We start from the raw sequence: 20,589 nt of genomic DNA, 5'->3' as shown, positions 1-20,589 counted from the left end.
GGTCACGCCAGCCGCAGGACGTCGGCCAGGCGCTTCTCGATCTCCTCGACCCGGCGGTGGCTGGTGCCCATGACGAGGTAGCGCCACTTGCCGTCGAAGGCCAGGGTGTCGGCGGTGAGCACCACGCCCTCGGCCGCACCGGGCTCGAAGGCCAGCCCGGCGTCGCGGACCAGGCCGAGGCCGGCGGCGAAGTCGGGCGTGACGCCGCCGGGGCGGGAGTCGGCGAGCCAGACCGCCCGGGCGGCGCCCTCGGTGCCGAGGAACCGGCGCACGAGGAGGTCCAGGTAGGTCGCGCCGGTGCGGCGCAGGTTGCTCTCGGTGGCGAAGAGCTGTCCGTCGCCGGTGATGCCGCCGTCGATGTCGAAGGGGCCGCGGTAGCCGATCCGGTCCAGGTGACGGCCCAGGGTGAGGCCGTCGGCGGTGAGCCGGTCCACGGCGGGAGAGTTCTCCTCCAGGGGGGTGACCTGGCCGCTGAAGCTGCCGTTGGGGGTGCGCATCTCCCCGACGTGGAGCACCTGCGGGCCGGCGTCGGTGACCTCCATCTCGACGGTCACCACACGGGCGAGGTCCAGGCGCTGTTCGACGACCCAGCCGCTGGGCTGGTCGGACACGTCGGCGAGGTAGGAGTCGAGCAGGGCCTCCAGGCCCGGCAGATCCTCCTCGGACAGGAACCGCACGCCGTAGCCGTTGGAACCGCGCACCGGCTTGACCACCGCTCCGCCGTGAGCGGCGACGGTGTCCCGGACGGCCGTGAGGAGTTCCCCGCGGTCCGCCGCCACGCGGCCCGCGGCCGTACGGATCCCCAGTTCGGCGGCGACGTCGCGGAACCCGGGCTTGGTGTTGATCCGGTAGACGGCCTCCACGGCCGCGTCGGAGGGCCGGCCGTCGGCGTACCCGTCGACGGGAAGGCCGAGCTCGGCCGCGAGGTCGAGGGCGGGGCGGTCCAGCGCGAAGGGCTGGAAGCGGAGTCCGGGGGCGGCTTCGGCCAGGGCGCGCAGGTGACCGGTGAGGCCGTTCTTGCGGACGGCGTCGGTGAGGGTGATCAGGTCCTCGGAGGGGGCTGCCACCGACGTGACCGAGGAACGGGCGAACCCGAGCAGGTCACAGGCGTACTCCCACAGCGGCTCGGAGGGCGCGGTGGGGAGCACGACCACGTCGCCGGGCTGCGTGAGCCAGACCTTGCGCGGAGACACCGCGACCAGGGCCTTGGCATGGCGTGCCGTCGGGGTGGCGACCATCAGTTCGTTGACGAAGTTCCCGAAGAACATCCGGGGGTGTTCGCGCGTGGTCATGCGGTGGGTCCTTCCTGCTTGACGCCTCCGAAGACCGCGTGACCGGCCTTCATCCAGTAGGCGTCCACGTGGGCGAAGCCGGTCCGTGCCAGCCAGTTGAGCTGGTCGCCCAGGGGCGACGGCCGGTCGAGCGGGTCCGGATAGTGGTAGTGGCTCCACTCCAGCTCGTGGAACTTCTCGTAGGCGGCGGGGACGCCCGCCTCCGCGCTCTGCTCGCGGACGGCCTCGTCCCACATCCGGCGGGCCAGCTCGTGTCCGAGCGGACCGGTGGCCTCCACCAGGTCGGCGAGGACGAAGGCACCGCCGGGACGGAGCATGGCGTACACGTCCCGGAACAGCTGCTGCTTCCCTTCGCCGTCCAGGTGGTGCACGGCGAGGGAGGACACCACGGCCCAGGGGGCCCGGTCGCGTACCCGCCATGCGGAGGCGGCCAGATCGAAGTGCTCGGTGCGGAAGCGGTCCCCGAACGAGGCCAGTTCGCGGCCGGCCGTCTCGAGCATGGTGGTGCTGATGTCGAGTCCGACGACCTCCGCCTGGGGGAAGGCCTCCAGAAGCGCGGCGCTGAGCCTGCCCTGGCCGCAGCACAGGTCCAGGATGAGGGCGCCCGGCGGCGGCGTCGGGATCGCCGAGGCGATGACGGCCGCCTGTGCGGCGCGCTCGGGCACGAAGTACTCCCCGTACCTGATGAAGTCCTGGGAGTCCTGCTCGTTCCAGTCCTCTTCCGAGGCTGTCATGTCACGTCCTTTGCGTTGTGGGGGTGGGCCGGGTCCTGCGTCGTGCGGCGGTGCCCACCGCAGGGCACGGCACCGGGAGGCGGGTCAGGGTCAGGTCAGGCAGCGTCGGCGAACGACTGCCAGGCCAGCCACCGGGCCAGGTCGCCGGCCCCGGCCGGCACCTGCACGGTGTCACCGACGGAGCGGCCCGCAAGGTCGGCGACCCAGTCCCGGGTCCCGGCCGGGAAGCTGCGCACGGCCCCGTGCGTGGCGACCAGCAGGGAGCCGTCGTCGCCGGGCGTCCACAGCAGCGGGGCGGGCGTCCGGCGCCGGATCGCGGCCGGGGGAAGGCCGGGCTCGGGATCCTGGGGGGCGATCCCGCGCATGCCGATGGCGGATACGAGCGCCAGTGCCGCGGCGTCGTCCTCGGCGAGTCCGGCGAAGGCGCGGTACTCGGCCAGCCATTCCCTGCCGAGCTGTCCGTCGGGGCCGACGGGCACCTCGGTCCACGGGCGGGGGTTGTTGAAACTGCCCGTGTACATGGCCACGTTGAAGGAGAGCGACGGCTCGGGCGTGTCCCCGACGTGCCAGATCCCGCTGCGCCAGAACATGGCCTGCCCGGCACCGGGACGCAGGGTCGTGGTGGTCAGGTGCTCGACGTCCGCCACGGCGAGGTCGGGCAGGTACTCCTCCTCGACGTTGCCCAGCGGGTCGGTGTCGGCCCGTACGTCGGTGCCCCGGGGGATCCAGTCACTGGTGTTCCAGAGGTGCATCACCTTTTTGCCCTGCAGCACCATGTGGAGGTTGGTGCACCCCTCACGGTGGATGCCGCCGGGCGTGGCCGAGTAGCGTCCGAGGAAGAGTTCCGACTCGATGTACCCGCGCGGCAGGCCCACGGTGGTGAGCAGCGGGGCGAGGCCGCCGACCAGCACCTCGAAGAGCCCCCGGTGGTACTCCTGGAGGCCGCGGGCGTAGTAGAGGACCGCTTCCGCCTCGCCTTCGACGGACCGCACGGTCCGGTCGAGCCACTGCCAGGGCGACTCCGCGGCGCCGGACCCTCCGGGCCACGCCGCGGGGTCCGGGACGAACGAGCCGTCGACGAGAAGCTTGAGGGCATCGGTGAACTCACCGGAGGCCCTCGCCCGGGCGGCCGCCAGGCCGGCCTGCCAGACGAGGTCCTGGTCCAGCTCTGCCAGATCCCAGTCGCACACCATCCAATGGACGTTCCGGTCGCCGATGGCCGGGTTGATCAGTGTTCCGCGCACTGCGCTTCCCTCCCTGTCGCAAAAGCCCCGTCGCACGCCCCGTCCAGAGCGGTCGGTTCTGGATCCCGTGAGGGCGTGGAAAAGCGGGCGATTGCCGAATTGAACCTCTTGGAACGCAGCCGGGCCCTCGGTGTCAGAAGCACCTTCCGGCCGATCGCGAGTGATCGGCGGACCCAAGAGTGAGAGTCAGGGCGGCTGAGGCCCGACGTCGTCACGCTGCTCGGTGAGTCAGCAATATCCGGAGCTATCGATTCCGAATAGCGAAGGTCCGGATGACCACAGACTACGTGATGATCACCTCTCGTCAACCCCTGGTTTTCGTCATGCGTGATGCCCCGTTTTGTGGCGGTAATAAGCACTTTGGAGCCCCCTTTTCAGCCATCTGCCGGGCACAAACGATCTCCGTTGACAACGTCAGAATTCATGTAGTTGAATCACCGGTAACAAGCTTCAAGATCAACCCGTCGCGATCGCAAAACCGATTACAGCGGCGGCGACAGGGCCCCGGCGGACCAGCGCCCACGGGCCCGAAAACAGGGGGAGAAGATGAAGGTTCCGACGCGCCGGAAAACAGGACGACGCGAATCCGCCACCCACTCGGTGATTCTCGGGCGCAGACACAGGGGCAACGGTGGGGAGTCCAAACCCCCCGCCTGCTCATGAAGCGTGTGGATGTAGCCGTCATCGGTGCGGGAATCACCGGGATTCTGACGGCCCGCGAATTGTCCACCCGTGACCCCGGCCGACAGATCGTCGTCCTCGATTCCGCAGACCTGGCCGGCGGCGCGAGCCGGCGCTCCGCAGGGCTCCACTTCCCCCGCGGCTCCACCCCGCGCGCCCGCGCCTTCGCGGCGTACAGCCACGACTACTACCGGCGCCTGCTGGCGGATCACCCGTCCTGGCCGCTCTTCCCGCTCGACGTGTCCGTCGTCGCCCACGAGAGCCGTGCCCGGGCACTGTCCGAGAAGTACCTGGGGCAGGCGCGCCTCGTCCGCGGCAGTACGCCCCCTCCCCTCGTCGGCCTGCCGGACGGCACCGCCGTCTGGGACGGCACGGGCTGTCACTACGCCGACGTCCCCGCGGTCACCGCACTCCTCGCGCGACAGCTGCGCGGACAGGTCGAGATCAGGGAGGGCGTCGAGGTCGTCGGCCTGTCGTCCGACACCGACGGCTGCACCCTCGTGCTCGGCACGGGCGCCACACTCCACGCCGACCGGATCGTCCTCGCTCCGGGACCCTGGCTGCACGCCGCCCCGTGGCGGGACCTGGTGGCACCGCTCGGAGCCCGCGTGAAGAAGATCGTCGCACTGCACGTCGAGCAGCGGCCCACGGACGACGATCCGGTCGTCGTCTTCGACGACGAGGACGCCTTCCTGCTCCCCATGGTGCGGCGCGGCCACTGGCTCTTCAGCTACACCTGCCAGGAATGGGACGTCGACCCCGACACGATCTCCACCAGCCTGACCGGCGCGCACGTCGCCGAGGCCCGCGAGCTGCTCCACCGCTACGCACCGGGCCTGCGCGCGGCCGCGGTGTCCGGGCGCGTCTTCTGCGACGCCTACAGCCCGGACGGCGCACCCCTGGTCGAGACGCTGGACCACGAACGACGCATCGTCTTCGCCGGCGCCTCGAGCGGCTCGGGCTACCGCTTCGCGCCCGCCACGGCCGCCGCCGTGGCCGACCTGCTCTCACGCTGACGCGACGGGGAGGGTCGGCCCCTGACCCTCGGCCTGCACACACACGGGATAGAGGCTTCGAAGAGCATGACCACGAACCACCAGACGACCGGTTCCGTGCGGATCGGCCAGGAGATCACCGGGATCTCCTGGAACGCATCACTCATCCACCAGCTCGAGATCCACCACAACACCGTGGACTACTCCAGCTACCAGGGCGGCACCGTCCACATGATCTCGTCCGGGGTGAACTACCTGCGCCCGCCGTCGGTGATCCTCCGGAGCATCGCCGAGGACGCACGGGACTGGAAGTACATCAACTGCTACTGCGGCCCCCTCGGGGAGTCCATCCTCCGCAGCGGGGCCCTCGTCTACGAGGAGAGCGTCAAGGGCACCCCCCTGGACGCACCCGTCGACGCGGCCCTGACCGTCGGCGCGGCCGAGGGGGTCCGGCTCGCCTTCGACTTCCTCCGCCGGGTCCGCGGAGCCGAGAAGGTGCTGGTCGCCGGACCCCAGTACTCCATCGTCCACCAGACCGTCCTCTCGGCCGGCCTGACGTTCCGGGAGGTCTTCACCGACCGTGAGGGGGTCTTCCTCCCCAGCCCGGCGGAGATCGCGGACGCGCTGGAGGCCTCGGGCGCCACCGTGCTCTTCCTCACCGAACCCAACAACCCCTCCGGCGAACAGCACTCGGAGGCGGAGTTCGACGAGATCGTCGGCATCCTGCGGCAGCGGGGGGTGTACCTCGTCCTCGACAAGGTCAGCGCCGACTTCCCCGCCCACCCGGACGTCCGGGTCCTGAACTACGGTGCGGCACTCGACCGGTACGACTACTGGGAGCGGACGCTCGTGGTCGACGGACTGGCGAAGCGGCGCGCGGTCAGCGGCCTCCGCTTCGGCTACGCCGTGGGCCCGACCGACTTCGTCGAGTTCGTCGAGAACCAGCGCTTCGGCGGCTGCCCGCCCCTCGTCGCCGTGTCGGGCATCGCACGCGACCTCGCGTACTCCGCGCACCTGCGCCGGCAGCAGCTCGGGGCGGACGGGGTCTCGGAGACCCTCTGGCAGCGCTTGAAGGGGCTCAACGACGAATCCCGCGAGCTGCTGGCGGTGAGCGACACCTCCGAGATCGAGGAGTACCGCCTCGAGCTGCGGGACATGTACCAGACCATCGCCGACAACAGGCGCCTCGCACAGGAGAGACTGCCGTGGCAGCTCGCCGCGACACCGCTGCACGCCGGATTCAACTACCTCGCCTGCATCCCCGCACCGGACGCGGCCCCGCTCGACTTCGGCCGGCGCCTCTACGACGAGGCGCGCGTCTCCAGCTTCCCGCTGGCCTGCTTCACCGGTGACACGGAGCTCGCCGCGGCCAAGAGCCCGGCAGGCGCACACTGGTTGCGGATCACCTGCGCCACCGACCGGCCCGTGTTCGAGGCCCAGGTCGAGGCGCTGCGGGCGTTCCTCGCCGACCACTGCTGAGACGTGCCACCGGACGGACGGAGCCGGGGCGGAAACGCGGACGAACGCCGAACGCGCGGAACAAGCGGAACTTCGCGGAAGAACAAGGAGCGGATGTAACCCATGGCAGCAGAAGAGACCACCTCGATCCCGGAGGCGCCGTCGAAGGCCCCGCCGCAGGGGCGCTGGCGGGGGTTGCTGACGAATCGTGACTTCATGATCGTGTGGGGCGGGTTCACCGTCTCGTCGGTGGGCACCGCGCTGTCCAACCTGGCCGTCCCGATCCTTGCGCTCGGCCTCTCCGGATCGCCCACCATGGCCGGCCTCGTCGGAGCGGCCAGGCTCGCCCCCTACCTCCTGCTCAACCTCCTGGCAGGCGTGTTCATCGACCGCTGGGACCGGCGGCGCGTCATGATCGTCGCGGATCTGGGCCGGTTCGCCGCCCTGGCGACGATCCCGGTCGCCTACGCCCTCGACAGCCTGACGATCGTGCACCTCGCCGTGGTGGCCTTCATCGAAGGGGTCGGGCACGTCTTCTCGGCGGTCTCGCACCTCTCCGCCCTGTCGAAGCTGGTACCCGAGGAGCAACTGGCCTCAGCCAACGCCCTCAACGAGGTCGCCGACTCCGCCGCCGGCGTCGGCGGCTCCGCGATCTCCGGCGCCCTCATCGGCCTGGCCCGGAACTCCACGCTCGGCGCCGTCTACAGCTACGCCGTGGACGCCGTCACGTACCTGCTGTCGGGAGCCTCGCTCCTCTTCGTACGGAAGTCGTTCCAGGAGGAACGGACGGGCGCCGAGCCCCGGTCGGTGAAGGAGGACCTGAAGGAGGGGATGTCGTTCCTGTGGCGGCAGCGCCTGCTGCGCCTCCTGATGGTCATGGTCACGTTGATCAACTTCCTGCAGGCGCCGCTCAACCTGGCCACGATCGTCCTCGCCACCGACGAACTCGGCCTCAACGCCGGTCTGATCGGCCTGATCCTCGCTGCCGTGGGCCTCGGTACGGTGGTCAGCGCGTTCGCCGCGTCCTGGCTGCGCGAGCGGATCGGCCTGCGCACCATGGCCCTCGGCTCCGTCGCCCTGTGGGCCGTCGCGGCGGCCATGATGGCGGCGGCCCCGTCACTGCTCCTCCTTGCGACCGGCCTGCTGATCACCAACCTGCTGTGGCCGATCTTCGCCGTGTCCCTGGTGACCTACCGCCTCTCCGCCACCCCCGACCACCTCCAGGGCCGCGTCAACAGTGCCTTCCGCACGCTGTCGTTCGGCGTGGAGCCGCTGGGACTGGCCATCGGCGGCGTCCTGATCGCCTCCCAGGGGCCGCGGTTCCTGTTCTGGGGGGCCGCGGTGGGACTCGCCGTCGTCTTCCTCGGCAGCATCGCCGCCTGGCGCGACACCCTTTCCGCGGACACGGCGTCCACCGCGGCGTCCACCTCGGAGCCCACCCCGGCGTCCACCTCGGTGCGGGACGCAGACTGAGCGGAGCCTGCACCGGGGGCGCGGTCGCACCCTTGCACGCGGCTTGCGGAGGACTTGCAGGGTACGGAGCGGGGCACGGCGGCTCCGGCAAGCGGACGCCAAGGCGGCGGGGGCAGATTCGTCCTGTCCACCCCTCCCTGGCCTTCGCGCAGAAGGCACTGAACGTACGGCGTGACGGCCGGGTGGGCCTGCTCTTCTCGGACCCCACCGGCAGCGGCCTCGACCCCGTCCCGCAGGTCTTCGTCGCGGGGCGGGCCCGGTGCCCGGACGAGATCATGACTGGTCCGCAGGGAGCGGAGGAGTACTGGCGCATGCTCTTCGAGCGCCAGCCGCACAGGCGTGCCTACCTCTCGGCGCCGATGCGGCCGCTGATGCAGTGGTACTTCCTGCGCCTCCTGATCACCGTCGAACCGGAGCGGGTGGTCGTACGGGAGCCGCTCGCCGAGCTGTGGCCCGGGGGCTCGTCCGGGGCCGTGACCGGTACGGAGGCGCTGGCGGGAGCCGCACAGCTCGGCCGGTTCCCCACGGCCGTGCTGGCCGCCAGGGACGCCGCCGGGGCGCCGCTGCTCGCCCGGACCCGACCACGCCCCGTCCCGGCCGGCTACCTGGTGGACGTGCCGCCCGACTGCGCCGTGGAACGGGGTCCGGCCACGCTGCTCGTGCACCGGCACGACGAGGCCCTGAACCACATGTACAACGCGTCCGTCCGCGGAGACCTGCGGCGGACCGAGGCCGGCTGGATGCTCGTTCCGTCGGCCGTGGTGGAGCCGATGGGGTCGGGACGCCCCACCGACGCGCTCCGGGTGCTGCGGCACACGAAGCGCTCCACCGACCGCTACCTGGAGCGACGGGGCCTGCGGCGGCCGAGGGTGCAGTGGGACGGCTTCCGCGCCCTGGCCACACCCGGAGCGGGCGGGACGGGAGGGGCGGGAGGGCCGGGCGGTACGGGCGGTACGGGCGGTACGGGCGTCCCGGACGGGCTCGACGGAACGGGCCGCTCGGACGAGGCGGGGGAGCGGACCCCGTGACCGGCGCCCTGCCCCGGCTCGTCGCCGTGCTCACGCGCGGCCGGAGCCTCGTGGTCCGCAGCCCCCGGGCCCCGGCGGTCCGCACCACCCGCACGCGGCCCGTCCCGTCCTCACCGCACCACTGATCCGCGGCCCGGTGCCGGCGGCCGGCCCGTCACGGCCCCTCCTGTGGTGATCCGCCCCGGTCGGCCGTGGCCAGCAGCTGGGTCGCGGCCAGCTCCCCGTAAAGGGGGTCGCCCGCCACCAGTTCGGCATGGGTGCCCATGGCGCGGACCCGGCCGGCCTCCATCACCACGATCCGGTCCGCGAGGGTCACCGTGGAGAGCCGGTGCGCCACCACCAGGACGGTCATCTCCCGCGCCACATCGGCCACGAGGTCCCGCAGCGCCAGTTCGTTGACGGCGTCCAGCTGCGAGGTCGCCTCGTCGAGGAGGAGCAGCCGTGGCCGGCGCAGCAGGGCGCGCGCGATGGCCACCCGCTGCCGTTCGCCGCCCGAGAGCTGCGATCCCCGGTGCCCGACCACCGTGTCGAGCCCCTGCGGCAGCCGGTCCACGACCGTGTCCAGCCGAGCCTGGGCCAGGACTTCGCGCAGCTGTTGTTCCGTCGCCTCCGGCGCCGCGAACAGCAGGTTCTCGCGCAGGGTGCCCGCCAGGACCGGCGCGTCCTGCTCCACGTAGCCGATCGACGCGCGGAGCCGGTCCAGCGGCCAGTCCCGTACGTCCCGGCCGTCCACCAGCACCCGCCCGCCCGACACCTCGTGGAAGCGCTCGATCAGCCCGAACACCGTGGTCTTGCCCGCACCGGACGGCCCGACGAACGCCGTCGTCCCCGGCGAGGGCACCTCGAAGGAGACCCCGTGGTGGACGTACGGGAGCCCCTCGCGGTAGCGGAAGGTGACCTCCTCGAAGGCCACCGACGCGGGCCCGCTGTCGCCGCCGCTGCCCTGCGGTACGGGCCCGGGCACCGGGGGCTCGGTCTCCATCCGTTCCGCCTCCTCGATCCGGGCGACCGCCGCGGCCCCGACCTGGTACTGCGTCGCCGCCTCCACGAGCTTGCCCACCGGCTCGATCAGATAGAAGAGGTACAGCAGGAAGGCCACCAGCGTCGCCACGGAGATCGCACCCGAGGCGACGCGCGCCCCGCCCGCGCCCAGGACCGCCAGGAACGACACCTGGATCGCCAGGCCCACCGAAGACCCGGCCACCGACTGCCATTTCGCCGAGGTGAGCCCGTGCCGCCAGGCCTGCACGGCCGCCTCGTCGACGACCGCGGCCTCCCGCGCCTCGGCGCCCGAGGCCTTGACCGTCCGGAACGCCCCGAAGACCCGTTCCAGCCGGGTCGACATCTCCCCGACGGCCTCCTGCGAACGCGTGGTCGCCCGGGAGATCTTCGGCATCACCGCCGCGAACGACGCACCGATGACGACGATCACGCCGAGGGTGACGCAGAGCAGCACCGGGTCCATCAGTCCCATCATCACGATCGTGGCGAGGAAACCGAGTCCGCCCACCACTGCGGAGACGATCGAGGTGGTGGTGACGGCGCGCAGCAGGGTGGTGTCGGAGGTGATCCGCGACATGAGGTCGCCGGGCTGGTTGCGTTCCATTTCGGGCACCCGCAGCCACAGCAGCCTTCCGATGAGGGACCGGCGCGCCGCCAGCACCACGGACTCCGCGGTGCGCTCCAGCACGTACGCGCCGACGGCCTCGATGGCGGTGCCGACCACCACCAGCGCGGTCAGGGTCACCAGGACCGCCGTGAACGGCTCCTCGCGGCCGAGGCGTTCGACCAGCTCCTTGGCGGCCAGCGGCTGGGCGATACCGGTCGCGGTCCCGACCAGGGCGAGCAGACCGCCCAGCGCGACAGCACGGCGGTGCGGCCGGAAGTGCCGGTACAGGGCCCGCCAGGCGGGCGGCGCGGGTGGCACGCTCTCGGACGGGCGGGGCTCGGACGGGCGGGGCTCGGACGGTCCGCGCTCTGCGCGGTGGATCTCCCTGGTGGTCACGGACTGGAGGACGTGCGCCGCCGGGCCGGGGTTGAGCCGGGAGCGGCACCCCGCCCCCTGACGCCGAGCCCGCCTCCGCCCGGCGCCGCCGCCCGTGCGGAGGCGCCGGGCGGCTCCGGCGAGCGGCCCCGCTGCCGCGCCGTTCCGGACCGCCCGCCATGTCATCCGCCGTACATGGAAACCCGATTCCGGGTCCCGTATTGTCGTGCTCATGGCCGCACCCATCCTGATCGTGCGCCGACACCTCGAGCACGGGCGCGCGGCGAGCGCCCTCTGTCCGTTCGCCCCCGGGGCCGCCCGCGCCGCGCTGCGCCCCGCGTAGCGCCACGTCGCCCTTCTCCTGCACCTGCACGCGGACCGGAACCGCCGGCCGGGGGTGCGCGGGGTCCCTCCCACGGATCACAGCCGTCCCCCCGTCATCCAGATGCGGGACATCGCGTCGGCCAGCGCCGGGTAGCGGGCGGCCTCGCACAGCATCTCCGACAGCACGAGCATCCCGTGGGCGGTGCTCCGCGGACTGTGGTTCTGGTGCAGCCGGACGACGGCGGCGCTGAGGGGGCGCCGGCCGAGCTGGATTCCCGCCCGCCGGACGGCGGCGGCCGTTTCCAGATCGGCCCTGCAGCCGCCGAACGGCAAGGCCTCGGTCCGGCGGACCCCCGGCGGCGCGGGGGCGTCGCGGACGTGCCGGACGTACGCCTCCGGAGGCGCCTGGCCGTTCTCGAAGACATTCCGGAATCCGGCGATGCGCAGGCTCGTATTGCGTGGGCGGAGTTCGATGTAGAGCTCCACGAACAGTCCCCGCAACTGGATGTGGAGGGGAAGGAAGGGCATTTCCCCCTCCTTGCGTCCGGCACCTCCGAAGAATCCCTGGGCGTCCTCCGCCTTCGATCGGATCGTCGAGGTCAGCGACCGGTAATCGTCGGCCGAGGCGACGGCCGGGCAGAAGAAGATCGGCATCAGCACGGGCGCCCGCCTTTCACGGGTCGGGCCCCGCAGCGGGAATTCCCCGAAGGGAATCTGGTCCCGGCCGCCCGGATCCTGCTGCGCTCGCGCACGCACCTCACCACCTTCGCCATCGCTCGGTCCGCGGCGGGTTCCGTATCCCGCCCGCTGCACCCACTTTCGGCCGTTCGGAGGTGCCCGGGAGAATTGTTGGCCTGTGTTGCTAAGAAATCGGTGTCAGCGGAAGAAGGCGGCGTTCTCGCGCGCCCATTCGTCGTACGAGCGCAGCGGGCGGCCGATGATCTCCGCTACGGACGGGCGCTGTGCGAGCGTCCAGGCCCGCAGCTCCTCCAGCCGCTCGCCGTACTCCCGCAGCGCGTACAGGGTCACGTCGATCGCGCCGTCGGGCCAGCCGAGAGCCCGCCAGACGGCCCGGCTCTCCTCGGGTGCGAGATCGGCCGTGCGGATGTCCCGGCCGAGCGCGGCGGCCAGGCTCCGGACGCGGGAGCGCGTGCTCAGGGGTGGTCCCACCGCTTCGACGACCCTCCCGGTGAGGCCGTCGCCGGTCAGGGCCGCGGCGGCCACCGCGGCGAGGTCCTCCTCGTGGACGAACGGGTAGTGGCCCCCGTCGAGGAAGGCCTCCGCGACCAGCCCTGCGCTGCGGATGCCCGCGGCCCAGTCCGCACCGGTGGCCGGATAGGTGCCCTCCACGACGGAACCCATCACCGCCGACGGGCGGATGTGGGTCCAGGGGATGCCCGAGCGCTCCACCGCCTTCTCGACGGCCAGCCAGTACCAGGTCTCCGGCGGGTTCGCCGCCTCGTACTCGGGCCCGTGGGAGGACAGCAGCACGATCCTGCGGACCGCCGTGGCCCGGGCGAGCCGGAGGACGTCCTGCACCGTGGAGGGGCGGGCACCGGCGAGGAACAGGGCCCCGACCCCGTCGAAGGCCGCGGCGGACGGCCCGGGCCGGGTGACGGAGCCCTCCACCACCTCGACCCCGTCGGGCCAGCCGGCGCACTGGCTCGGCTCGGCGAGCACCCGTACCGGCCGTCCGAGGAAACGCAGTTGCCGGGCCAGGCAGCGGCCGACGATTCCGGTCGGGCTGTTGCCCTCGTCCTTGCGCGGGCCGACGACCGTCAGCAGGCAGAGCCCTTCGGCCGACGGCGTCCTCGTGTCAGGTGCGTGTGCGTCCACGGCAAGATCCACCCTTCCTGGGTGTGAGCGGAGATCTTGCACCGTGCCCGGTGCCGGGCAGGGCTGCGGATCGCGGACGGGAAGCGTAACAGGGCCTTGGGCAAGCCGACGTGGGTCGCACGGCGCACGTGCCGTACGGCCCGAGCGGCGTCATCGCGCCCGGGACGCCTCCCTCCAGGCCCGCCCGAACAGCTCGTGCACCGGGACCGGTGACAACAGCCGCAGGAACGGCATGGCCGGCTCCGCACCGTCCGTACGGGCCCCGTGCGCGGCGAGCTTCGCGGTCTCCAGCGGCAGGTGCGGGGCCTTCAGCTCCGTCCACGGTCCGGGGACGAACGCCGTCCGCCCCGCGCGGGCCCGACGGCCCGTCTCCACCACGCCCGCCGCTTCGAGTGCGGCCTGCGCCGCCTTGTGCCGGGCCGGGGTCCAGCCGTTCCAGCGGCGCACGTTCCGGTCGGTGGGCCGCGCCAGCGCCAGCAGCTGCAGGTACAGGGCCGCCGCGTCGGCGCCCACCCCCAGCGCGGCGGAAACCTCCGCCACCAGCTCCGGGACGCCGAGCGCCGGGTTCTGTTCATATCCGCCGGGCGGGACGGGAGTGGCGGCCGCCCGGGCCAGCATCCGGTCGGGACCGTCGCCGCGGACCGCCCGGATCCGGCCGACGGCCGCCAGCAGGTCCGGCAGCTCCAGCTCCGCGCACAGCCGCTCGATCCGCTCGACCCGCTGGGGGTCGGCCAGCGCGGCCGGCCTCAGGAACACGTCGCGGCCGGGCACCGACACCACGAACAGCCCGTCGTCGTACGCGGTGGAGGCCACCGTGTCCTCGCGGTACAGCGGCCGCGGACAGGGCAGGACGACGCCCTCGTACGGGACGAAGGCCGGGTCCCCGGGCACGGCCCGGCCCAGGGCCTGGTGCCGGCCCAGCGGGATCAGGGTCCGCGGGTCGTCCATCCGCGCCCGCAGTGCGGCGTGCACCAAGGCCGCCCCGGCGACGGCCGGAGCCCCGACGGGCAGTTCGGTCAGGGCCCAGGCCACCGCGGTCGCCGGCGCCGCGTGCACGGGGTGCCGGACGAACATCGGACGGCCGGCGCCGCCGTCGCCCTCCACGTGGTGGAGGGCGATCCCGCCGTTGGCCGCGCCGATCAGGACGCCGCCCGCGGGCGGCACGTACCGGCCGGCCGCTTCCGGGCCCCCGGTGAGGGCCAGGGCCCAGCCGGCGCCCAGCCCGAGATCGGCCTCCAGCGCCGCGGCCAGTTCCTCGTCGACGTACTCCCACGACCCGAGGAGCGCCGCCCACACCTCTGCCATCCGGCCGGCGGCCGCGGTCAGCCCGCCCGGCTCCCACAGATCGGCCGGGTCGTCCGGGACGCCCGCGGCGAGCACCGCCCGGCAGCCGGCGTCGCCGAGGCGTTGGCGCAGCCCGTCGTACTCCCCGGCCCGCTGCTTGTCCGCCTTGTACGGAGCCGCCCGCAGCACCTTGAAGTGCTCGTCGCGGTCGTCGCGGTGCGGCAGTCCGCCGAGCACCAAGGCCGCGATCACCCGCCGGACACCGGTGCGCCGCACGAAGACGTCCACGGCCTCCGGCGGCGGGGCGAGGGGCCCGCGCCCGTCGAGCAGCTCCAGGAGGAGGGGAAGCCGCCGCGCGTCGTCCCGGTCGACGGCACGGACCGCCTCGCCCGCCGGTTCGTCCGCGCCGGCAGGCCGGACCCCGGAGCCGTCGGCGCGGCCGTCGGGTCCGGGGCCGGTGGCCCAGCGGGTGCCCGCGGCGGCGAACGGCTGCTCCGCCCAGGTCTCCAGCAGGGCGCGGAGGGCCGTACGGTCCCCCTCCGGGGTGGTGGCGACCACGGCGCGCCAGGCCACCGCCCCGACGGAGCCCAGCAGCGCGGTCCACGGCGCGGGTGCCGCCGGCAGGGCCAGCCGCCTGGTCTCCTCGTCGATCTCGCCGCGCAGCCGGGCCCCCGCGGCCGCGACGGCGGTCAGGGTCGCCGGATGCGGGCCGGGCACGGAGGCGCCGTACGGGCGTACCGCGGGCAGCAGCCCGCCGAGCGCGGGAGCGAGGACGCCGTCCGCGACGGGGTGCCGCAGCGCGACCGCCGGGCCCGCGCGCATGATGCCGACCCGGCGGGAGAGCTCCTCGCGGCGGCGCAGCACGTCGGCGGCGTGCAGCGCCGCCCGTACGACCCCGTCCACCACCACGGGCTCCGTCACCCCGGGCAGCAGCCGGGCGACGCGGTCCCGGACCGCGGCGTGCCCGCCGTCCGGGCCGCCCGCGGTCACCGCGGCGTCGAGGAGGGCCCGCACCGTGCCGTCCGCGACCGCGCGCAGCGCGCGGGAGGATGCGGGGTCGCGCGGTGCGAGGAAGTGCCAGAAGGCGGGAGGCGGGAAGGGGCCCACGGCGTGCCCGGGGGTCCGGGCCCGGCGCGCCCCGTCCGGGCCGGGGAAGCCGCGGGCCTCCCAGAGCAGGGAGTTGTCCTCGGTGGCGTGGCAGCGGACGGCCGCGCCGCCCGCCAGGACGGCGTCCTCGCCGCCCTCCGGCATGCGCAGGATGCCCCAGGGCCGTCGGCCCGGGCGGGAGCTGCGGTAGCGGGCGCTGCGCCCGTCGACGCCTTCGAGCAGGAAGTCGGTGGGGGAGGGGCCCGCGTACGGGGTGCGGTACAGCACCCGGCAGCCGGTGAGGCCGCCGTCCTGGCCGAGGGGGGACGCGGGGGCGTCCGGCGGGAGCGCGGCGAGGGTCAGCAGGTCCCCGAACAGGGCGGTGCCCGGCGGGAGTCCGGCGGAGCCGTGGAATTCGGGGAGCGTGTGGTCGGCGGCGCGCTCACCCGTGCCGGGATCGACGCGCTTCCAGCCCCCGACCTTGCCGAACACCCTTGAACTCCACCAGCGGGCGCCGTCGTTCATCTGGTGGTCGTGGTCGTCGATGCCGTCCCGGTCGCCGGGGCGCAGCACACGCTCCCCGTCGTGGCGTCCGCCGCCGTCCCCGCTCTCGAACTGGTAGCCGAGGCCGCCCTGGATGCTGCCCCCGTACGGACGCAGGCCGTAGCTCCGGGCGGGGGTGAAGACCTCCTCGGGGCGGCCGGACCAGAAGGCCTGGGTGCCGAAGGCGTGGTCGGGGTCGGTGGACCAGCTGACCAGGAACTGCCCGCCCGCGTAGTGGACGGTGTGGTGCACGGCGTCCGGCGGGAGGACGAAACCGGCCGCGGCCCGGACGGAGCCGGGCGCGACGGCGACCGCCTTCGAACGGCCGTAGACGGTCAGCACGGGCCAGGTGCAGGTGACCCCCGCCACCTCCTCGGGCGCAAGCGAGGCGAGGGCCTCCTCCAGGGCGGGCCAGCCCAGCTCCTCGGGGAGTCCGGAACGCAGCGCACGGGTGAGGGGGCCGGCCGGGTCGAGGGCGGCGAGGGCCTCGTCGATGCCGTCCAGGGCGGTGGCCGTGGGCCGGTCCAGCAGGCCCGCCAGCTCCTCCACGGCCTCGTCGGCGGCGGCGAGGCCGCCGCCCGCCAACGCCGCGAGCAGGCTCTCGACGCGGCCGTGCACCTCGGCGGCGATGCCCGGGTTCTCCGGGAGCCGGGTGATGGCCGTGCCGCCGCCGCGCAGCCCGGCGTGCACGGTGCCCTCCAGCCGGGGCCCGAACACGGCGTCCGCCGCGAGGGCCTTGAGGTCGCGGCGCGAGCGCTCGCCCCAGAAGCTCAGCCGGACGCCCTCGCCCGGATCGACGACGGCGATGCCCTCGGCGAGACACAGGTCGAGCAGGTCCGCGTCGAGCCCGGGCCAGCTCCAGCGGTCCTCGTGCAGGACGACCGGTGTACCGGCGGCGCGCAGCAGGGGCGCGAACCGGCCGACCAGTTCCAAGAGTTCGCCCGGCACGGGCTGCCGGGCCACCCCTCCGTACGGAACCCGGCGGTGCCCGTACGAGCGGGTGTAGCGGGCAAGCCAGCCGGCCGGCCCGTCCTGCGGCGTGATCCGCCCCGCCACGACCGCGTCGGCGGCCCCCGAGCGCAGCAGCACCCGCAGCCAGGCGGCCGCGTCGTTCTTCGACTCGGGGAACACGTCGAGCAGCGGGGCGAGGGTGGCGTCGTCCTGCGGGTGGTCGGCGAGCAGGGCCGCGACCGCGTCCAGCAGCCGGTCCGGGACGGCCTTGCCCCGGGCGGCGCCGACCGTGCGGGCCAGCACCCGGGCCTCCTCGGAGCCGTCCAGCCCGGCGGCGCGCGCGGAGGCACGGACACGGCGGGCGAGATCGGCGGGCAGCTCGCCGGGCGAGGCGGCCCACACCGCGAGCACCGCGGTGAACTCGGCGTGCGCGGCCGCCGGGTCCAACCGCTCGGCCAGCCAGGCCTGGTGTCCGCTGAGCTCCTTGACCGGGAGGGCGCCGGCCCGGGCGAGGAGCAGGAGGTTGCCCTGCCGCCAGTCCGGATCCACGGGCAGGGCGTGCTCCCGTTCCGCCGTGCGTGCCAGGGTGTAGGCCCTGCCTGCGGCACGCGCGTCCCAGGAGAGCAGCCGGTGGGCCACCGTGTCCCAGTACCAGGGCAGATGGGCCGCCGGGAGCCCGCGGGCGGGCCCGGCCAGGTCGTCCAGGGCGCGGCCGCCCTTCGGGTGGGCGCGGGAGATCCGCTCGCGGACGTCGGTGAGGACGTCGCGCGCGGCGTCCCGCGCGCCCTGTCCGTGCGAACGGGCCCAGTCCGCGTAGGCCTCGGAGTGGCCGGGATCCGACGGAAGAGGGACGGCGAAGTTCATGATCCGATCCTGGCACGCCCCACCGACACCGCCGACACGGCCTCCGTACGGTCTCCGGACGAGCCCCGCGGGGCTCGTCCGGGCCCCGGTGCCGGCCGCCGGCCTTCCGGCGCGCCGATGAGTTCGCGGGGCCGCCACGGTCTGTCCCCTGACGGACACCACCGATCCACCGGGAGCACGCCATGGGCCTCATCCACCTCGAACTGTTCGCGACCCTGGACCTCGTCGGGCAGGCGCCCGGAGGCCCCGACGAGGACCCGGTGGGGTTCCCGTTCGGAGGCTGGCAGGCGCCGCTGCTGGACGAGGCGGCCGGAGCCCAGGTGGCCGCCGCGTACGAGGGCACGGACGCCCTCCTGCTCGGCCGGCGGACCTACGACATCTTCGCCGCCTACTGGCCGCACCAGGAGGGCGGCGAGGACGCCGGCATCGCCGCCCTCTTCAACCGAGTCCCGAAGTACGTGGCCTCCCGCGGGAGGCCCGAGCTCCCGTGGGCGGGCTCCACACAGCTCGGCCCCGACCTCGCGCAGGCGGTGCGGGAGGTCCGGGACCGGCACGAGAACGTAAAGGTCGTCGGCAGCCTGAACCTGGTGCAGAGCCTGCTGCGCGAGGAGCTCTTCGACCGCATCGACCTGTGGCTGCACCCGATCGTGCTCGGCGTCGGCAAGAAGGTCTTCGACGACGGTGCGGTACCCACGAACCTGACCCTCCTCGGACCCCCGCAGGCGAGCCCGAAGGGGACCGTGTATCTGCGCTACGGGCGCTCCGGCGGCACCCCCGCCACCGGCGACATGAGCGCACCCGACCGAGGCCTGGCGAACGGCACCTGAGGCGGGGCGGCCACCGGCCCGGAGAAGGGGTATTCACAAAGGTATGCACCGGTGCATACTCGAAGGCATGGCAGACACCACCGTGAAGGTCGACTCCGAGACCCGAGACCGCTTCGCCACCCTCGCCGCCGCCCAGGGCAAGAGCGTGCGCGCCTACCTGGCGGAGCTCGCCATCGAGGAGGAGAACCAGCTCGCCCTCGGCCGCGCGACCGCCGCATTCCGGGAAGCCGTCGCACAGCCCGGCATCGCCGAGGCCTTCGACCGTGAGTTCGGCGGGCTCCCCGCGTCCTCGGGCGCGCACCGGGCGGCCTGACGTTGAACCTGCACATCGACATCCGCTGGCTCCTCGACCGGCAGGAAGAACTCCTCGGCAGGGACCTGGGCGTCTCCGACTACTCCGGACTGGTCGCCGCCGTCGCCCGGCACCGGGTGAACACCCCGGCGCTGACGAACGGCACCCCCGACGCGTACTGGCGGGCCGCCGCACTCCTGGAGCAGCTCGTCCTCCTACGCCCGCTGCCCGCCCGGAACGAGTACTTCGCCTACGGGGTCACCGTCTCCTACATCAGGGCGTCCGGCGCCGACATCGCCACGGAATTCGAGCCCTGGCGCGACCTCATCACCGACATCCGCTCCCTGCGTCTGACCGTCTACGACGTCGCCGAACGGCTCCGCACCCTGCAACCCGGATCCTGACCGGCGTCCCCGCCCGGCGGCCGACGCGGGCCGCACACCGCATGTCCGTAACTGTACGCACGGCGTCGTTCCGGACACTGGTGGCGCCGTGCCGGCCCCGGCCAGGATGGACCCGTCACAGCGCGCCGGACCGCCGCCACCGAAGGCGGGATCCGGCCGCGCACATCGGGTGCGAAGCAGGGGAGGGCCTTTCATGAACGGCACGGGGGACGGCACGGGGGCGATGGCCGGTACGGCGACGGGCATCGACACGGCGGCGGTGCCGGTGGCGGTCTACGGCGCGTACGGGCACACCGGCAGATTCGTGGTCACGGAACTGGCCGCCCGCGGATACCGGCCGGTCCTGTCCGGCCGCGACACCGCGAAGCTGACCGCCCTGGCGGACACCACCGGGCACGAGGCCCGCCCCGCCGGGACCGACGACCCCGAGGCACTCGACCGGGCCCTGGCCGGCACCACCGCGGTGATCAACTGCGCGGGCCCCTTCGCCGCGACGACGGCCCCCGTGATCGACGCGGCCCTGCGCGCCGGCATCCCGTACCTCGACGTGGCCGCGGAACTGGAGGCCAACCTCGACACCTTCGCCCAGTACGCCGAACGGGCCCGGGAGGCCGAGGCGGTCGTCGTCCCGGCGATGGCCTTCTTCGGCGGCCTGGGCGACCTCCTGGTCACCGCCGCGATGGGCGACTGGACCCGCGCCGACGAGGCCCACATCGCCTACGGCCTGAGCAACTGGCACCCCACCGAAGGGACCCGACGGTCCGGCGCCGTCTCCCGCGAACGGCGCGGCGCGCACCGGCTGCGCTACAGCGCGGGCGCCTGGGAGCGCCGCACCGACACCGCACCCACGGTCCGCTGGGACTTTCCGGAGCCGATGGGGCCCCGCCAGGTCCTCACCGAGTTCACCATGGCCGACGTCGTCACCGTCACCGACCATCTCGACATCCGTGACGTGCACACCCACATGGCCGCCGACGCCGCCCGGGACATCGCCTCGTCCGAGACGCCCGCCCCGACCGCGGCGGACGACTCCGGCCGTTCGGACCAGACCTTCCTCGTCGACGTCATCGTCCGCTCCGGCGGTGAGGAGCGTCGTCTGACCGCCGAGGGCCGCGACATCTACGCCGTGACCGCACCCCTGGTCGTCGAGGCCCTCGACCGGGTCCTCACCGGACGCGTCCGCGCCGTCGGCGCGGCCTCCGCCGGCCGGATCTTCGACGCCCCCGACTTCCTGGCCGCCCTCGCCCCCCACATCACCCTGCGCCCGGCCGCCTGAACCGCTACGGGGC

At 73.7% G+C, this 20,589-nt stretch carries 16 protein-coding genes; 9 read left to right on the top strand and 7 right to left on the bottom strand.

What is annotated here, in order from left to right; translation table 11 throughout:
• Positions 1-2 precede the first annotated feature (2 nt).
• From ACPU2J_RS00500 to ACPU2J_RS00490, 3 genes are all read right to left on the bottom strand, one after another.
• Positions 3-1,292 carry a peptide ligase PGM1-related protein gene (locus ACPU2J_RS00500; RefSeq protein WP_420082246.1) on the bottom strand — a complete coding sequence of 430 codons (1,290 nt, stop codon included), beginning with the start codon at positions 1,290-1,292 and terminating at the stop codon, positions 3-5.
• The gene (locus ACPU2J_RS00495) at positions 1,289-2,026 is read right to left on the bottom strand and encodes a class I SAM-dependent methyltransferase (protein ID WP_420082247.1); all 738 of its coding nucleotides are present in this window, start codon (positions 2,024-2,026) and stop codon (positions 1,289-1,291) included. Before ACPU2J_RS00495 ends, ACPU2J_RS00500 begins: the two co-directional genes overlap by 4 nt.
• 95 nt (positions 2,027-2,121) lie before the next feature.
• Positions 2,122-3,270 (bottom strand): hypothetical protein, encoded by a 1,149-nt coding sequence (locus ACPU2J_RS00490; protein ID WP_423832423.1) that lies wholly within the window; start codon positions 3,268-3,270, stop codon positions 2,122-2,124.
• Positions 3,271-3,929: 659 nt separating this feature from the next.
• Here ACPU2J_RS00490 and ACPU2J_RS00485 point away from each other — a divergent pair.
• The 5 genes from ACPU2J_RS00485 (at position 3,930) to ACPU2J_RS00465 (ending at position 9,030) form a co-directional block, all read left to right on the top strand.
• Positions 3,930-4,967 (top strand): NAD(P)/FAD-dependent oxidoreductase, encoded by a 1,038-nt coding sequence (locus ACPU2J_RS00485; protein ID WP_420082249.1) that lies wholly within the window; start codon positions 3,930-3,932, stop codon positions 4,965-4,967.
• 66 nt (positions 4,968-5,033) lie between these two features.
• Positions 5,034-6,425, top strand: coding sequence for a pyridoxal phosphate-dependent aminotransferase (locus ACPU2J_RS00480; protein ID WP_423832422.1), 1,392 nt, complete (start codon positions 5,034-5,036; stop codon positions 6,423-6,425).
• A gap of 102 nt (positions 6,426-6,527) precedes the next feature.
• Entirely contained in the window at positions 6,528-7,877 is a 1,350-nt protein-coding gene (locus ACPU2J_RS00475) for an MFS transporter (protein WP_420082251.1), read from the top strand.
• Between the two features lie 182 nt (positions 7,878-8,059).
• A complete protein-coding gene (locus ACPU2J_RS00470) occupies positions 8,060-8,905 on the top strand; it encodes a pyridoxamine 5'-phosphate oxidase family protein (RefSeq protein WP_423832421.1) in 846 nt (281 codons plus the stop codon).
• Complete coding sequence (locus tag ACPU2J_RS00465) at positions 8,902-9,030, top strand: hypothetical protein (RefSeq protein WP_423832420.1); 129 nt, start codon at positions 8,902-8,904, stop codon at positions 9,028-9,030. Before ACPU2J_RS00470 ends, ACPU2J_RS00465 begins: the two co-directional genes overlap by 4 nt.
• Positions 9,031-9,059: 29 nt before the next feature.
• Here ACPU2J_RS00465 and ACPU2J_RS00460 read toward each other — a convergent pair whose 3' ends face one another.
• The 4 genes from ACPU2J_RS00460 to ACPU2J_RS00445 form a co-directional block, all read right to left on the bottom strand.
• Positions 9,060-10,832 (bottom strand): ABC transporter ATP-binding protein, encoded by a 1,773-nt coding sequence (locus tag ACPU2J_RS00460; protein WP_423834911.1) that lies wholly within the window; start codon positions 10,830-10,832, stop codon positions 9,060-9,062.
• Between the two features lie 477 nt (positions 10,833-11,309).
• Positions 11,310-11,867, bottom strand: a complete 558-nt coding sequence (locus ACPU2J_RS00455) for a ribosome-inactivating family protein (RefSeq protein WP_365072711.1) — start codon at positions 11,865-11,867, stop codon at positions 11,310-11,312.
• A 222-nt stretch (positions 11,868-12,089) separates the two neighbouring features.
• A complete protein-coding gene (locus ACPU2J_RS00450) occupies positions 12,090-13,049 on the bottom strand; it encodes an SDR family oxidoreductase (RefSeq protein WP_420082253.1) in 960 nt (319 codons plus the stop codon).
• Between the two features lie 150 nt (positions 13,050-13,199).
• Complete coding sequence (locus ACPU2J_RS00445) at positions 13,200-17,777, bottom strand: hypothetical protein (RefSeq protein WP_423832419.1); 4,578 nt, start codon at positions 17,775-17,777, stop codon at positions 13,200-13,202.
• Positions 17,778-17,959: 182 nt separating this feature from the next.
• Between ACPU2J_RS00445 and ACPU2J_RS00440 the strand changes: the two genes are divergently transcribed.
• The 4 genes from ACPU2J_RS00440 (at position 17,960) to ACPU2J_RS00425 (ending at position 20,576) form a co-directional block, all read left to right on the top strand.
• Positions 17,960-18,604: a dihydrofolate reductase family protein gene (locus ACPU2J_RS00440; RefSeq protein WP_361606645.1), complete on the top strand. Its 645-nt coding sequence runs from the start codon at positions 17,960-17,962 to the stop codon at positions 18,602-18,604.
• A 67-nt stretch (positions 18,605-18,671) separates the two neighbouring features.
• On the top strand, positions 18,672-18,917 hold the full coding sequence (locus ACPU2J_RS00435) for an antitoxin MazE7 (RefSeq protein WP_361606648.1): 246 nt from the start codon (positions 18,672-18,674) through the stop codon (positions 18,915-18,917).
• A 2-nt stretch (positions 18,918-18,919) separates the two neighbouring features.
• A complete protein-coding gene (locus tag ACPU2J_RS00430) occupies positions 18,920-19,300 on the top strand; it encodes a toxin Doc (protein WP_420077894.1) in 381 nt (126 codons plus the stop codon).
• Between the two features lie 223 nt (positions 19,301-19,523).
• Positions 19,524-20,576 carry a saccharopine dehydrogenase family protein gene (locus ACPU2J_RS00425; RefSeq protein ID WP_423834909.1) on the top strand — a complete coding sequence of 351 codons (1,053 nt, stop codon included), beginning with the start codon at positions 19,524-19,526 and terminating at the stop codon, positions 20,574-20,576.
• Positions 20,577-20,589 lie beyond the last annotated feature (13 nt).

The sequence above is a fragment of the Streptomyces manipurensis genome (assembly GCF_049570255.1).
Taxonomy (GTDB): domain Bacteria; phylum Actinomycetota; class Actinomycetes; order Streptomycetales; family Streptomycetaceae; genus Streptomyces; species Streptomyces manipurensis.
This window is presented reverse-complemented; position numbering and strand designations above follow the sequence as displayed.

Bases quoted from the DNA above. Each gene is read 5' to 3' on its own strand.
- ACPU2J_RS00500 (WP_420082246.1), bottom strand. From the start codon at position 1,292: ATGACCACGCGCGAACACCCCCGGATGTTCTTCGGGAACTTCGTCAAC.
- ACPU2J_RS00495 (WP_420082247.1), bottom strand. From the start codon at position 2,026: ATGACAGCCTCGGAAGAGGACTGGAACGAGCAGGACTCCCAGGACTTC.
- ACPU2J_RS00485 (WP_420082249.1), top strand. From the start codon at position 3,930: ATGAAGCGTGTGGATGTAGCCGTCATCGGTGCGGGAATCACCGGGATT.
- ACPU2J_RS00480 (WP_423832422.1), top strand. From the start codon at position 5,034: ATGACCACGAACCACCAGACGACCGGTTCCGTGCGGATCGGCCAGGAG.
- ACPU2J_RS00475 (WP_420082251.1), top strand. From the start codon at position 6,528: ATGGCAGCAGAAGAGACCACCTCGATCCCGGAGGCGCCGTCGAAGGCC.
- ACPU2J_RS00455 (WP_365072711.1), bottom strand. From the start codon at position 11,867: ATGCCGATCTTCTTCTGCCCGGCCGTCGCCTCGGCCGACGATTACCGG.
- ACPU2J_RS00445 (WP_423832419.1), bottom strand. From the start codon at position 17,777: ATGAACTTCGCCGTCCCTCTTCCGTCGGATCCCGGCCACTCCGAGGCC.
- ACPU2J_RS00440 (WP_361606645.1), top strand. From the start codon at position 17,960: ATGGGCCTCATCCACCTCGAACTGTTCGCGACCCTGGACCTCGTCGGG.
- ACPU2J_RS00435 (WP_361606648.1), top strand. From the start codon at position 18,672: ATGGCAGACACCACCGTGAAGGTCGACTCCGAGACCCGAGACCGCTTC.
- ACPU2J_RS00425 (WP_423834909.1), top strand. From the start codon at position 19,524: ATGGCCGGTACGGCGACGGGCATCGACACGGCGGCGGTGCCGGTGGCG.